A 13,504-nucleotide genomic window follows, 5' to 3' on the forward strand; every position below is an offset into this window, starting at 1 on the left:
AGCGGAAAGGTGCGCGCGTCCGGTCGCCGACGGCCCATCCTACCGGTACCACAAACCTCCCGGAGGAGGTCGTACCGCAGCCTCCCGGGGCCGCGGCCCCGTACTCCGGCCCGCCGCGGAACTGCTGGTCGGGGTGGCCGGATTCGAACCGACGGCCTTCCGCTCCCAAAGCGGACGCGCTACCAAGCTGCGCCACACCCCGCTGGTGCGACACGTAGAGTACATGCCCCCGCACCCCTGGACGGGCCACGTTCACCCCGGGCCACGTCGAGGCCCCCGCGACCCGTTTCGCATTCGACCGACGGCGCCCCCATGTGCGACAATCACTGGCGCTGCGGGCGTAGCTCAATGGTAGAGCCCTAGTCTTCCAAACTAGCTACGCGGGTTCGATTCCCGTCGCCCGCTCTGTACGGCCACGGCCCAGGCCCCGGACCCCTCCGCCCCTGGGCCGTTTCCCATTCCCGGCCCCCGCTTCTCCGGTCTTTCCGGTGCCGCCCCCAGGCCTGTGGGCCCACCCCACGCACCCCTCCCCGCACCCAAACAGCACACACGTTCGACCTGATCCTTCCGCTCATGCGGCGGGGAGCCGAACCGGTCGGCATTCGAGCGGGGGGCGATACCGCTCGGGGTGGTGCGGTGCGACGCGTGCTGGAATCGGCTCGCCAACGAGCTGGCGGCCATCGACGGGGCAGCGAACCTGCCAAGACCCGACCCGGGCCCGGAGAGTCTCGAGCCGATCAAGCCGGATGAGTGCCCCAGGTGCCGTACGGGTCGGTGCGATCGAACCACTTCCCGATGATCTCGTGGTGCGCCGTCCGCGGAGGAACTCGAAGACCCGGGCACGGACGTGGGCTGGGCGGGGTACGCCCGCCGGGCCGGCCGGCCACCTCACCGCCGGGTGAGTCCACTGGCCACGCCCGAGAGGCGCGCCCTCTTTGCTCGCCCCCCGGGAGGGCCGAGCAGGGTGCCGGCGAGGGGGTTAGTCGACGGGGATGCCCTGGGGGGACTTGATGCGCTTCATGATCATTTGGGAGTTGACGTCGGTCACGCCCGGCAGGGCGATCAGTTTCTCGGTCCAGAAGCGCTCGTACGCGTCGGAGTCGGCGACGGCGATGCGCAGGAGGCTGCCGGGGGCGCCGTAGAGGCGGTAGGCCTCGACGACGTCGGGGATGGTCTGGAGGCGGGCCTCGAAGTCGGCGACGGAGGCGCGGTCGCGGCGCACCTCGACGGAGGCGAAGACCTCGAAGCCGCGGGCGACGGCGGCCGGATTGACGACCGCGCGATAGGTCTGGATGACGCCGTCGTCCTCCAGTTGGCGGACCCGGCGCAGGCACGGGGACGGGGTGAGGCCGACCCGCTGGGCCAGTTCCTGGTTGCTCAGCCGGCCGTCCGCCTGGAGTTCGCGCAAGATACTTCTGTCGATCGCATCCATGGTGGCATTTCCTAGCACAGTCTGACCAGATCCTAGCTGATCTTAGCAATCATATGGCAGGTCTACGCGCATATCATTGTGTGGGAGAGCCGTGCCCGTATTCCCTTTGGAGGCGAAGACACCGTGCGTCACGTCGTGGTCATCAGCACCGGAGGCACCATAGCCAGCCGCTGGCAGGGCGACGGGTACGCGGCCGAGGCCGCGGGCCAGGAGGTGCTGGCGGCCGGCGCCGTACCGGAGTGCGTGGACGTACGGGTGGTCGACCTCTTCACCGTGAACAGCTCGCAGCTCACCACCGACCACCAACTCAGGCTGCTGCACGCGGTGCACGAGGTGCTCGCCGACCCGGCGGTGGACGGTGTGGTGGTCACCCACGGCACCGACACCCTGGAGGAGTCCGCCTTCTTCCTCGACCTCTTCCACGGCGACCGGCGCCCGGTGGTCCTCACCGGTGCCCAGAAGCCGCTGGACGCCGAGGACGGCGACGCGGCGGGCAATCTGTACGACGCGCTGCTGACCGCCGCCACCGGCCGCGACATCGGCGCGGTGATCGTCTTCGCGGGCCAGGTGTTCGCCGCCCGCGGCACGGTGAAGAAGCACACCCTGGACGCGCACGCCTTCGGCGACCCGGACCGGCTGCCGCTCGGCCGGGTGGAGTTCGGGCGGGTGAGCTGGGGCCGGCGCCGGCCGCGGGCCGAGGCGCTGCCGCTGCCCGTGCCCGGCACACCGGCGCCCCGGGTGGACATCGTGATGCACCACAGCGACGGCGACACCGTGCTGCTCGACGCCTCGCTGGCGGCCGGGGCGCGCGGCGTCGTGGTGGTCGGCACCGGCGCGGGCAACGCCAACCCGCAGGTGGCCGCGTCGGTCGCGCGGGCGGTACGGGACGGGGTGCTGGTCGCGGTCAGCACCCGGGTCGCGGCGGGCGCGGTGGCCCCGATCTACACCGGGGGCGGGGCGGTGGACCTGGCGGCCGCGGGCGCACTGCTGGCCGGCACCCTGCGGCCCGGACAGGCCCGGATCGCGGTGCTGGCCGCGCTGCTCGCGGCGGCGGACCCGGCGGTCGGCGGCGCCGCCGACAGCAGCAGCGCCGCCGACCTTGATGGCGCGGCCGGGCGTGCGGCGACGATCCTGCGGGGCATCCTGGAGACCGCCCCGCAGGCGCTGCCGGCGTCAGAGCTTTATCTGGTTGATCGTGTCGGCAAGTGAGGTCAGGAAGCGGTTGACGGAGGGCGCCATGTTCGTCGAGGCGACGAAGAAGCCGAAGAGCGCGGCCACGATGGCGGGGCCGACCTTGATGGACTTGCTCCTGACCATCACAACCAGAATGATCGCCAACAGCAGCACCGCGGACAGGGAGATAACCACAGCGGATCACTTCCTCTTTCGGTAATTCCTTGCCGGCCCGGGAGCCGCGCCGCCGCCCCCGCTCGCCCGTTCCCATGGTGCCATCACCGATCCGCACCAGAGACCTGTCCGGCCCATAGTCCCATTCCCTGGGGCTAGTCGCGGCACACCACGAGCAACGCCCGGTCGTCGTTCACGTCTTTGGCGACCGCCTCGATCAACCGCCAGGCGGAGCCGTGGAATCCGGTGGCCACATAGCGGTCGGCCTCGCCGATCAACCGGTCCATGCCCTCGGTGATGTCCCGGTCGGCGGCCTCCACCAGCCCGTCGGTGAACAGCAGAAGAACATCCCCGGCCCGCAACGTCCCCTTCACGCCGTGGAATTCGGCCCCCGCGTAGACGCCGAGCAGCGGCCCCTCGGCGGCCTTCTCCTCCCAGCGCCCGGTGCCGGCGTGGAGTTGGACGCCGGGCAGGTGGCCGGCGGACAGCAGCTCGTAGTCGCCGCTCTCCAGATCCAGTACGAGGTGGACCGAAGTGGCGAAGCCCTCCTCCCAGTTCTGCCGCAGCAGATAGCCGTTGGCCGCGGTGAGGAAGGCGTGCGGCGGCAGCGAGCCGAGCAGGCCGCCGAACGCGCCGGAGAGCAGCAGCGATCGGGAGGCGGCGTCCATGCCCTTGCCGGAGACATCGGTGAGCACCGCCTCCAGGACCCGCCCGCCCGAGGTCCTGGTGGCCACCACGAAGTCACCGGAGAAGGACTGGCCGCCGGCCGGCCGCAGCGCCATCTCGGCGTGCCAACCCCCGGGCAGCCGGGGCAGTCTGCTCTGCACCCGGATCCGTTCCCTGAGGTCGAAGAGCATGGTGTGGCCGCGCCGCCAGGGGACGCCGACCCGCGCTCTGAACTGGGCGATGATCAGCCCGGCCAGCGCCACCGCGGTGACCACCAGGACGGTGCCCGGCGTGACCCGGGCCGGTCCCTCACGGTACGGGCCGAGCGCCGCGGACTCCGCGACCAGCGCGGTCGCGGAGGCGGCGTAGAGCAGCAGCAGGCTGGACGGGCGCAGCAGCAGGCCACCGGTGAGGATCGGCAGCACCAGCGCGCTCGGCGGGCACCATTCCGGGGTCCAGACCGTGGTGAGCGCGAGCACCGGGATGGTGAGGGCGAGAAAAGCCAGGCCGGCCCAGTCCGAGGCGTCGCCGCGGAAGTAGTCGACGGCGGATTTGCGCACGGCGAGCCGGGCCCGGTGCATCCCTCTGCTCCACCGGAACCGCAGATCCTCCGTTGCCGAACGCTTTGCCATCCTGCGGCGACCCTACCGATCGAGGGGCCCGCCGTGCAGGGCGGGTGACCAGTGAGATGAGCCGCGAAGTGCGGAAATCGGTACGGAAATACGTTCGCCGCCCGACGCGCGGGCTGGTAGGCAGAGGCCATGACGTTCGACACAAGGGCACTGGCGCCCGAGAACCCCCAGGAATGGGACACCTTCTTCGACCGGCTCGAGCGGGCTTTCGGCGGCCCGCCGGCCCTCCCCGAGGAGCGGGCGCAGTGGCGCGCTGTCACCGAGTTCGACCGGACGCTCGCCGTCCGGGACGGCGCGGAGCTGATCGGCACCGCGGGCGCCTTCTCCTTCCGGATGACGGTGCCCGGCGGGGCGGCGCTCGCGGTGCCCGGGGTGACGATGGTGAGCGTCCAGCCGACGCACCGCCGCCGCGGGGTGCTGACCGGGCTCATGCGCACGCAGCTCGACGACTTCCGCGAGCGCGGCGAGGCGGTGGCGGTGCTGACCGCCTCCGAGCCGGCGATCTACGGCCGGTTCGGCTACGGGATCGCCACCAAGCAGCTATACGGCACGATCGACACCACCCGGGTCGCCTTCGCCCGGCCGGCCGGCGCGGAGCGGATACGGTTCCGGTTCGTCTCCCCCGCCGACGGCCTCGACGCCTGCGAGGCGGTGTACGCGCGGCTGGTGCCCGGCCGGGCCGGACTGCTGGCGCGGGCCCCCGGCTGGGCGGCCAGGTTCGTCCTCGACCCGCCGGCCGGCCGGGAGGAGACCGGGCCACTGCACTGTGTGCTCGCCGAAGTGGACGGCGAGACCCGCGGCTACGCGCGCTACGCGGTCGCCGACGGGTGGAGCAACGCGGGCGCCGACGGGACGATCCGGCTCCAGGACGTCGAAGCACTCGATCCGGTGACCTACGCGGCACTGTGGAACTTCCTCGGCTCGGTCGACCTCACGTCGAGCATCACCTTCCACAACCGCCCGGCCGACGACCCGTTGCAGCACCTGGCCTCCGACCCCCGCCGCTGCCGGCTGGGTTACCGCGACGGCCTGCACGTACGGCTGGTGGACATCGGCGCGGCGCTGGCGGCCCGTACGTACACCGCGCCGGTGGATGTGGTGCTGGACGTCGAGGACGCCTTCTGCCCCTGGAACAGCGGGCGTTGGCGGCTGTCGGGGGACGCGAAGGGCGCGGTGTGCGAGCGGACCGTCGACCCGGCGGAACTGGAGCTTTCCATCAAGGAGTTGGGCGCGGCCTATCTGGGCGGGTTCGGCCTCTCGGCGATGGCCGGGGCGGGGCTGGTACGGGAGGCCCGGCCGGGCGCGCTCGCCGAGGCGTCGGCCGCGTTCCGCGGCGACCCGGAACCGTGGCTGCCGCACGGCTTCTGAGCGCGGGGCGCTGGGCTCTGGGTGCTGGACTCCGGGGCGCTGGCTACCGGGCTTCGGGCACTGGGATGGGGGGACTTGGCTGTCAGCCGCCGCGCCATGAGCTGACCCGGCAGGTCAGTCCCTGGCGGGCTGACAGGTCGGGCACCAGAAGAGGTTGCGTGCCGCCAGCGGCACGGTACGCACCTCGGTGCCGCAGATCAGGCACGGCAGGCCGGCCCGCCGGTAGACGTACACCTCGCCGCCGTGGTCGTCCTCGCGGGGCGGGCGGCCCATCGCCTCGGGCGTGTGCTCGGGCCGTACGGTGTCGATCCGGTTGGTGCGCACGCCCTCGCGCATCAGGATCCCCAAGTCGGCCCACATCGCCTCCCATACCGCCCGGGGCAGCTCACGGCCGGGCAGGAGCGGGTCGACGCCGTGCCGGAAGAGCACCTCGGCCCGGTAGACGTTGCCGACTCCCGCGATGACCTTCTGGTCCATCAGCAGGGTGGCGATGGGCATCCGGGAGCGGGCCAGCCGGGTCCTGACCCGCTCGGGGTCGTCCCGCGGGCGCAGCGGGTCGGGGCCGAGGCGGTCGTGCAGGGCTCGCTTCTCGGGTTCGGTGACCAGCTCGCAGGCGGCCGGTCCCCGCAGGTCCATGGTGTGTTCGCGGTGCCCGCCGCCGACGACGCGCATCCGCACGGTGTCGCTGACCGGCCCGTCGAAGGTGACCTTGCCGATCAGCCCGAGGTGGATGTGCACCCAGCCGAGGCCGGCGCCGTCAGCGGGGTCGGCGCCGTCAGCGCCGCTGTCACCCAGCCCCTCGACCTCCCCGGCGGCGCCGGACCCGCCAAGGCCCGGAAACCCGAGGAAGAGGTGCTTGCCGTGCGCGTCCACCCGCTCCAGCACGGTCCGGTCGAGCAGCGCCGCGCTGTCGGTGAACTTCCCCTGCGGGCTGCTGACCCGCACCTCCCGACCGGCGAACCGCTCGCGGCAGTCGGCCGCCAGCCGGTGGATCGTGTGGCCCTCGGGCATCCTCGGCGTCAGTGCTCGCGGTGGTTGTGGTCCGCCACCGGCGGCAGCTCACCGGTGGCCTCGTAGTCGGTGACCATGTCGATCCGGCGCTGGTGCCGGTCCGCGTGCGAGTAGGGGGTGGTCAAGAAAGCCTCGACGAACTTCTCCGCTTCGTCGGGCTTGTGCATCCGGGCGCCGATGCTCAGCACGTTGGCGTCGTTGTGTTCGCGGCCGAGGACGGCGGTCTGCTCGCTCCAGGCGAGGATCGCGCGGACGCCCTTGACCTTGTTGGCGGAGATCTGCTCGCCGTTGCCCGAACCGCCGAGGACGATGCCGAAACTGCCCGGGTCGGCGATGGTCCGGGTGGCCGCTCGCAGGCAGAACGGGGGGTAGTCGTCCGCGTCGTCGTAGACGAAGGGACCGCAGTCCACGGGCTCGTGCCCGGCGGCGGTGAGCCACTCCACAAGGTGGGTCTTGAGTTCGAAGCCGGCATGGTCGGAGCCGAGGTAGACGCGCATACCTAGATTTTGGCACGTGGGGCCGGGTGGCGCCGCCCGGGCCCCCGCCGTGCGGGCGGCGCCGCACGGCCGGGGTGCCGGTTCTCCGCCATCGGCGGCCGCCATCCCCGCAGCTCGGTCGCCTGTTGTGCGGCTGCGACCGCCGCGCGTGGCCGAAAATTGCTCACGGCCGCCGGACGTCTTCACCGGCCGCGGTCACGGATGTTGCCGGGCGTTTGGCCGGGGCCGGGGCGAAGTCGGCCCGTGGCTCAGCGCCGGCCGGCCAGCTTCCACGCGGTGGGCAGCGCCGCCATGGCGAGCGCGGCCTTCAGCGCGTCGCCGGGCAGATAGGGCCGCAGGCCGAGGGAGACCGCCTGCGAGGCGGACAGATGGGCGGCGTGCGCCAGATAGGGGACGCCGACCACGTAGATGATCAGTGAGCCGAGGACCATGACGCCGGCGGTGCGCAGGATGGTGCGGTCCGCGCCGCGCCGGGCGAGGGCGCCCACCACGGCGGAGGCCAGCAGCATGCCGAGGATGTAGCCGAAGGTGGGCATCGACCAGCCGGAGGTGCCGCCGGCGAACCAGGGAAGCCCGGCCGCGCCGGCCGCCGCGTACAGGCCGAGGGAGGCGAAGCCGCGGCGGGCGCCGAGGGCGGTGCCGACGAGCAGGGCGGCGAAGGTCTGGCCGGTGACGGGCACCGGGGAGCCGGGCACCGGGAGGGAGAGCTGGGCGGCCAGGCCGGTGAGGGCGGCGCCGCCCAGGATCAGCGTGGCGTCGCGGAGCCGGGAGGCGGGGAGCAGATCGGCCAGCACCGCGCCGGGGGCGGCGGTGACGGCGGGGGCAGCGGTACTCATGGCGACTCCGCGAGTGAGAGGGGCTGACGGGAGCTGAGGGCGCCGACGAGGGCCGGGCCCGGGCCCCACTCAGCCGGAGTGAGCCGGGACGAGCCGGGCGGTGCCGGGCCGGCAGAGCCCGGCCCGGCCGGTCGGTGGTCGACATCGTGACGCTAGCCCAGCGGGCCGGACCGATCATCGTGCGACCACCACAAAGCGCGGCCGCACCGCTTGGAGAGTTCCGTGCACCATCAAGGTATCGGCGGGGCGCCGGGGTTGGCCGCGTTTCGGCAGGTCGCGTGAGTCGCGTCACGTTCGCCGGTCCGCCGACCGGCCGGGCGGCAGGAAGGAATCACCCTCCGTGCCGCCCGGCGGATGCTGTGGGGTTCCACCAAGAAACAGGCCACGCCATCCGACCGGGAAATCCGGCCGGGGAGTCCGGCCGTCCGGCGGGGACACGACCCCCGGTCAGGCCGGCTCGATCAGATCCCACCGGTTGCCGTACAGGTCGCGGAAGACCACCACGGCGCCGTACGGCTCGTAGCGCGGCTCCTCGTCGAAGACGACGCCGGCCGCGACCATCCGCTTGTAGTCGCGGTCGAAGTCGTCGGTGTTGAGGAAGAGTCCGACCCGGCCACCGGTCTGGTCGCCGATCCGGTCCGCCTGGGCGGGCGTCGAGGCGCGGGCCAGCAGCAGCGCCGTCTCACGGGCACCGGGCGGGGCGACGACCACCCAGCGGGTGCCGTCCCCGCGTGGGGTGTCCTCGCGCAGCTCGAACCCGAGCGCCGTCCGGTAGTAGGCGATGGCCTCGTCGTAGTCACGGACGACGACAGCCACCAGGCCGAGGTGGGGCATGACGTGATCACCGTCGCTTTCTGCCCCCGTGCGTACGGGGGTGGTCCGGCCGGCCCCCGGCCGGGGGCCGGCCGCGGTCCGCCGGAGCGGGCGCCGCCCGCGCCGGCGGGCGGTCAGTCGAAGCTCGGGCCCGCCGTACGGGACCGCTTGATCTCGTAGAAGCCGGGAACCGAGGCCACCAGCAGGGTGCCGTCCCAGAGCCTGGCGGCCTGCTCGCCACGCGGGGTGGGGGTGACGACGGGGCCGAAGAAGGCGACCTGCTCGCCGTCGGCGCCCGGCACCGCGATGACCGGGGTGCCGACGTCCTGGCCGACCTTGTCGATGCCCTCCTTGTGGGAGGCGCGCAGCTCGGTGTCATAGGCGTCCGAGTCGGCGTAGTCGGCCAGCTCCTCGGGCAGTCCGACCTCGGCGAGCGCGGCGACCAGGGTCTCCCGGCTCTTGGGCAGACCCTGGTTGTGGTAGCGGGTGCCGAGCGCGGTGTAGAGCTTGCCGAGCACCTCCTCGCCGTGCTGCTCGCGGGCGGCGATCACCACCCGGACCGGGCCCCAGGCGTCACGCAGGAAGGTGGCGTACTGCTCCGGGAGTTCGTCGAGCTTGGGCTCGTTGAGAACGGCAAGACTCATCACATGCCAGCGCACCTCGACCGGTCGCACCTTCTCGACCTCCAGCATCCAGCGGGAGGTCATCCACGCCCAGGGACACAGCGGGTCGAACCAGAAGTCGGCCGGTGTCTTGGCGGCGGTCTCGGGAGTGCTTTGGGTCACTGCTTGCTCCTCGGATGACAGAACTGGGGTACGGGCGTTCCCACGGGGGCCCGGGGCGGCGGCTTCGCCCACGGCCCGGCGCGGACCGCGGCGGTCCTCGCCGGACCTCCGCGATCAGCAACCTGGACGGCCCCGCGGGCATTCCCCGGTGCCGCCGATCGGCCGCCATGGGAGGATGCGGGTCGTCCGGCGCGTCCGCATACCCGATATACGCCGCTTTGGTCGATCAGTCGAGTAGATCACGCGAACACGCAGTCACGAATTCCACCTTCCCAGGAATGACACGAAGGAGCCGCCCGTGCCCGGCGAGAACCTGAGCCGTGAGGAGGCCCACGAGCGGGCCGCGATCCTGTCCGTCGAGCGGTACGACGTGGCTCTGGACCTGCGGTCGGCGGTGGCGCCCGCCACCGGGGAGGGACCGCGGACCTTCCGGTCCACCACGGTGATCGACTTCCGCTGCTCGCGGCCGGGCGCCGCCTCCTTCGCTGACCTGATCGCGCCGGCGGTCACCTCGGTGCGGCTCAACGGCCGCGAGCTGGACCCGGCGGTGGTCTTCGACGGCTGCCGGATCGCCCTGGCCGACCTGGCCGAGCGCAACACGCTCGTGGTCGACGCGCGTTGCGCGTACAGCAGGACGGGTGAGGGGCTGCACCGCTTCGAGGACCCCGAGGACGGTGAGATCTACCTCTACACGCAGTACGAGCCGGCCGACGCCCGCCGGGTGTTCGCCAACTTCGAACAGCCGGACCTGAAGGCGCCGTTCACCTTCGAGGTGACCGCTCCCGAGGGCTGGACGGTGATCAGCAACAGCGCCACGGACGGCGCGCCGTCCCCGGCCGAGGGCGGCGGCGTCACCTCGCGCTTCCTGCCGACCCGGCCCATCTCCACGTACATCACGGCGGTGGTGGCCGGTCCGTACCACGTGGAGCACGACCACTACTCGCGCGCGCTGGACGCGAAGGCGGTGCTCGACATCCCGCTGAGCGCGCTCTGCCGCCGTTCGCTGGCCCGGCACTTCGACGCGGACGAGATCTTCACGGTGACGAAGCAGGGTCTGGACTTCTTCCACGACCACTTCGACTACCCGTATCCGTTCGGCAAGTACGACCAGGCGTTCGTGCCGGAGTACAACCTGGGCGCGATGGAGAACCCGGGATGTGTCACCTTCCGGGAGGAGTACGTCTTCCGCGGCAAGGTGACCCGGGCGTCGTACGAGCACCGGGCCAACGTGGTGCTGCACGAGATGTCGCACATGTGGTTCGGCGACCTGGTGACGATGCGCTGGTGGGACGACCTGTGGCTGAAGGAGTCCTTCGCGGACTTCATGGGGGCGCTCTCCCAGGTCGAGTCGACGCGGTACACCGAGGGGTGGATCACCTTCGCCAACCGCCGCAAGTCCTGGGCCTACCGGGCCGACCAACTGCCGTCCACCCACCCGGTGGTGGCGGACATCCGGGACCTGGAGGACGCCAAGCTCAACTTCGACGGCATCACGTACTCCAAGGGTGCCGCGGTGCTCAAGCAGTTGGTCGCCTATGTGGGGCGGGAGGCGTTCCTCGAGGCGGCCAGGCACTACTTCAAGCGGCACGCCTACGGCAACACGACGCTGGCCGATCTGCTGTCGGTGCTGGCCGAGACCTCGGGGCGGGACATGACGCGCTGGTCGCGCGCCTGGCTGGAGACGGCGGGCGTCAACTCGCTGACGCCGGAGGTCGTTTACGGCGATAACGGGCGGATCGCCGAGCTGACGGTGGCGCAGGCCGCGGACGAGGCGTATCCGGTGCTGCGCCCGCACCGGGTGGCGGTCGGCCTCTACCGGAGCGGCGCCGACGGGGCGCTGGAGCGGTACGCGCGGGCCGAGACGGATGTCGCCGGCGCGTCGACCGTGGTCGCGGAGCTGGCCGGGCAGGCGGCGCCCGACCTGGTGCTGGTCAACGACGACGATCTGACGTACTGCAAGATCCGCTTCGACCAGGCGTCGCTCGACACCGTGCGGGAGCGGCTGGGCGAGCTGACGGATCCGCTGGCGCGGGCGCTCGCGTGGTCGGCGGTGTGGAACCTGACCAGGGACGGGCTGATGCCGGCCCGCGACTATCTCGACCTGGTGCTGCGGTTCGCCGGGCGGGAGAGCGACATCGGGGTGCTGCACGGTCTGCACCAGCAGGCCCGCACCGCGCTGACGTTCTACGTCGCGCCGGACGCGCGGCCGGAGACCGGGCGGGCGCTGGCGGAGGGCGCGCTGCGCGAGCTGCGGCTGGCGGAGGCGGGCAGCGGCCACCAGCTCGCGTGGGCGCGGTTCTTCGCCACCGTGGCGGAGTCGAAGTCCGAACTGAACCTGCTCCAGGGGCTGCTGGACGGCTCGGCGGAGATCGCCGGGCTCGATGTGGACCAGGAGCTGCGCTGGACGTTCCTGGAGACGCTCACCGCCGAGGGCGTCGCCGACGCGGACGCCGTCGCGGCGGAGCGGGCCAGGGACGACACCGCCTCGGGCCACCGCCATGAGGTGCGATGTCTCGCGGCACGGCCCTCGGCGGCGGTGAAGGCCGACGCCTGGGCGGAGGTGGTGGATTCGGACGCCCTGTCCAACGCGCTGGTCGAGGCGACCATCGCCGGCTTCGCGCAGCCGGGCCGGCGGGAGCTGACGGCTCCCTTCGTGGGGCCCTACTTCGCGTCGATCGAACGGGTGTGGGCGTCCCGCTCCATCGAGATCGCCATGTCCGTGGTCCGCGGCCTCTTCCCGGCCCACCAGGACCGGCTGGCCACCCTGGCGGCCACCGACACGTGGCTGGCCGACCACGGGGCGGCGGCGCCCGCCCTGCGCCGTCTGGTCCTCGAAGCCCGCGACGACCTGGCCCGATCGCTGCGCGCCCAGGCCTGCGACGCGGCTTTGTGACCCCCGGCCGGGCGGGCGCCGTCCCTTCGGGGGCGGTCCCCGCCCGGGAGTTGCCCGTCGGCAGCCGGGTGCCGCGACTTTAGCCCCGCGTTGTCCCGTTTTGTCGACGAGTGTGTAACAGCGGTTAGCGAGGGGGGCGGGGGCGGGAACGACGGGGGCATGGACGCCGATCAGCACACCTCGCACATCATTGGTGGCCCGCACGGGCTGGAGGCCGCGGCCGGAGCGGTGGTGACGGGACGGGAGTTGAAGGCGCTGGGGGTGCCGGCCGAGACGCTCGCCGAGCGGTGCCGGCCGGGCGGCCCGTGGCGCCGGGTGCTGCCCGGTGTGTATCTGCTGCACCCGGGGGCACCGAGCGGCGAGGAGCGGGTACGGGCGGCGCTGCTGTACGCCGGGCGGCCGCCCGGGGCGGGCGGGCCGGCCGATCAGGGGCGCGAGGCACTGGTGACCGGGCGGGCGGCGCTGGCGCTGCACCGGTTCACCACGGTGCCGTCGCTGCCGGACGTGCCGGCCATCGACATCCTCGTGCCGTACCAGCGCCGGCTGCGGGACAGCGGCGGCGTCCGGATCCACCGGACCCGTGAGCTGCCGCGGCCGTTCGACGTCGGCGGGCTGCCCTGCGCGCCGGTGCCGCGAGCGGTCGCCGACGCGCTCGCCGGTCCGCCGCAGGAGCCGCCGCTGGAGCCGGAGAGCGTACGGCGGCTGCTCACCGAGGCGGTGCTCGGCGGCCACTGCGACCCGGCCTCGCTGCTGCGCGAACTCGCCGCCGCCGGGCTGCCGGATCGGCCGGAGGTGACCGCGGCGCTGCCCGCGCTGCGGGAGGCGGGCCGGCGGGCGGCCGAGCAGCGGCTCTACACCATGGTGCGCTGCTACGGGCTGCCCGATCCGGTGTGGAACGTCGAACTGCGGCTGCCGGGCGGCCCGCCGCTCGGGACGGTGGACGCCTACTGGCCGGAACACGCGGTGGCCGTCGCGGTGGACGACCGCACCGGGGCCGCCGACGACGACGCGCTGTGGGCCCCGGCGGCCGCGCTCCGCGAGCGGCTCGACGCGCTGGGCATCACCTTGGCGCACCTGACCCCGGCCGAACTGCGGGACGCCATCGAGCGGCAGGCGACGGTGGTCAGGACCGCGCTGATCGACTCGGCCGACCGCGGCCCCGCCGCCTATGTGGTGGTCACCCCGCACTGAGAGACCCGCCCCGCGTTCGTGCCCTTCGTCGCG

At 72.8% G+C, this 13,504-nt stretch carries 12 protein-coding genes and 2 tRNA genes; 5 read left to right on the forward strand and 9 right to left on the reverse strand.

Annotation, left to right across the window (positions count from 1 at the left end; all coding sequences use genetic code 11):
• Window positions 1-125 precede the first annotated feature (125 nt).
• A tRNA-Pro gene (locus tag OG519_RS10235) sits at window positions 126-202 on the reverse strand.
• A gap of 132 nt (window positions 203-334) precedes the next feature.
• Between OG519_RS10235 and OG519_RS10240 the strand changes: the two genes are divergently transcribed.
• Window positions 335-405, forward strand: a tRNA-Gly gene (locus OG519_RS10240).
• Window positions 406-979: 574 nt separating this feature from the next.
• Here the strand turns inward: OG519_RS10240 and OG519_RS10245 are convergent.
• Complete coding sequence (locus tag OG519_RS10245) at window positions 980-1,432, reverse strand: Lrp/AsnC family transcriptional regulator (RefSeq protein WP_405581562.1); 453 nt, start codon at window positions 1,430-1,432, stop codon at window positions 980-982.
• Window positions 1,433-1,555: 123 nt separating this feature from the next.
• Between OG519_RS10245 and OG519_RS10250 the strand changes: the two genes are divergently transcribed.
• Window positions 1,556-2,641, forward strand: a complete 1,086-nt coding sequence (locus OG519_RS10250; protein ID WP_405581564.1) for an asparaginase — start codon at window positions 1,556-1,558, stop codon at window positions 2,639-2,641.
• On the opposite strand, the gene OG519_RS10255 is transcribed toward OG519_RS10250, so the two are convergent.
• Window positions 2,606-2,800, reverse strand: coding sequence for a hypothetical protein (locus OG519_RS10255; protein WP_405581567.1), 195 nt, complete (start codon window positions 2,798-2,800; stop codon window positions 2,606-2,608). The genes OG519_RS10250 and OG519_RS10255 overlap by 36 nt on opposite strands.
• Before the next feature lie 134 nt (window positions 2,801-2,934).
• Window positions 2,935-4,077: a PP2C family protein-serine/threonine phosphatase gene (locus OG519_RS10260; protein WP_405581569.1), complete on the reverse strand. Its 1,143-nt coding sequence runs from the start codon at window positions 4,075-4,077 to the stop codon at window positions 2,935-2,937.
• 129 nt (window positions 4,078-4,206) lie between these two features.
• Here OG519_RS10260 and OG519_RS10265 point away from each other — a divergent pair, with 129 nt between their 5' ends.
• A complete protein-coding gene (locus OG519_RS10265; protein ID WP_405581571.1) occupies window positions 4,207-5,445 on the forward strand; it encodes a GNAT family N-acetyltransferase in 1,239 nt (412 codons plus the stop codon).
• Window positions 5,446-5,559: 114 nt separating this feature from the next.
• Here OG519_RS10265 and OG519_RS10270 read toward each other — a convergent pair whose 3' ends face one another.
• From OG519_RS10270 to OG519_RS10290, 5 genes are all read right to left on the reverse strand, one after another.
• Window positions 5,560-6,456 (reverse strand): Fpg/Nei family DNA glycosylase, encoded by an 897-nt coding sequence (locus OG519_RS10270; protein ID WP_405581573.1) that lies wholly within the window; start codon window positions 6,454-6,456, stop codon window positions 5,560-5,562.
• 8 nt (window positions 6,457-6,464) lie between these two features.
• Window positions 6,465-6,953, reverse strand: a complete 489-nt coding sequence (locus tag OG519_RS10275; RefSeq protein ID WP_405581576.1) for a ribose-5-phosphate isomerase — start codon at window positions 6,951-6,953, stop codon at window positions 6,465-6,467.
• Between the two features lie 248 nt (window positions 6,954-7,201).
• A complete protein-coding gene (locus tag OG519_RS10280; RefSeq protein WP_405581578.1) occupies window positions 7,202-7,789 on the reverse strand; it encodes a biotin transporter BioY in 588 nt (195 codons plus the stop codon).
• Between the two features lie 447 nt (window positions 7,790-8,236).
• The gene (locus OG519_RS10285) at window positions 8,237-8,623 is read right to left on the reverse strand and encodes a VOC family protein (RefSeq protein WP_405581579.1); all 387 of its coding nucleotides are present in this window, start codon (window positions 8,621-8,623) and stop codon (window positions 8,237-8,239) included.
• A 113-nt stretch (window positions 8,624-8,736) separates the two neighbouring features.
• Window positions 8,737-9,387, reverse strand: a complete 651-nt coding sequence (locus OG519_RS10290; RefSeq protein WP_405581582.1) for a DsbA family protein — start codon at window positions 9,385-9,387, stop codon at window positions 8,737-8,739.
• Between the two features lie 298 nt (window positions 9,388-9,685).
• Between OG519_RS10290 and pepN the strand changes: the two genes are divergently transcribed.
• Together pepN and OG519_RS10300 are read left to right on the forward strand one after the other, a co-directional pair.
• Window positions 9,686-12,280 carry an aminopeptidase N gene (gene pepN / locus OG519_RS10295; protein ID WP_405581585.1) on the forward strand — a complete coding sequence of 865 codons (2,595 nt, stop codon included), beginning with the start codon at window positions 9,686-9,688 and terminating at the stop codon, window positions 12,278-12,280.
• A gap of 159 nt (window positions 12,281-12,439) precedes the next feature.
• The gene (locus OG519_RS10300; RefSeq protein WP_405581587.1) at window positions 12,440-13,471 is read left to right on the forward strand and encodes a hypothetical protein; all 1,032 of its coding nucleotides are present in this window, start codon (window positions 12,440-12,442) and stop codon (window positions 13,469-13,471) included.
• Window positions 13,472-13,504: the final 33 nt, after the last annotated feature.

The organism is Streptomyces sp. NBC_01190 (assembly GCF_045039895.1).
In the GTDB taxonomy this organism is placed as follows: Bacteria; Actinomycetota; Actinomycetes; order Streptomycetales; family Streptomycetaceae; genus Actinacidiphila.

Bases quoted from the DNA above. Each gene is read 5' to 3' on its own strand.
- OG519_RS10245 (WP_405581562.1), bottom strand. From the start codon at position 1,432: ATGGATGCGATCGACAGAAGTATCTTGCGCGAACTCCAGGCGGACGGC.
- OG519_RS10260 (WP_405581569.1), bottom strand. From the start codon at position 4,077: ATGGCAAAGCGTTCGGCAACGGAGGATCTGCGGTTCCGGTGGAGCAGA.
- OG519_RS10265 (WP_405581571.1), top strand. From the start codon at position 4,207: ATGACGTTCGACACAAGGGCACTGGCGCCCGAGAACCCCCAGGAATGG.
- OG519_RS10270 (WP_405581573.1), bottom strand. From the start codon at position 6,456: ATGCCCGAGGGCCACACGATCCACCGGCTGGCGGCCGACTGCCGCGAG.
- OG519_RS10275 (WP_405581576.1), bottom strand. From the start codon at position 6,953: ATGCGCGTCTACCTCGGCTCCGACCATGCCGGCTTCGAACTCAAGACC.
- OG519_RS10280 (WP_405581578.1), bottom strand. From the start codon at position 7,789: ATGAGTACCGCTGCCCCCGCCGTCACCGCCGCCCCCGGCGCGGTGCTG.
- OG519_RS10285 (WP_405581579.1), bottom strand. From the start codon at position 8,623: ATGCCCCACCTCGGCCTGGTGGCTGTCGTCGTCCGTGACTACGACGAG.
- OG519_RS10300 (WP_405581587.1), top strand. From the start codon at position 12,440: ATGGACGCCGATCAGCACACCTCGCACATCATTGGTGGCCCGCACGGG.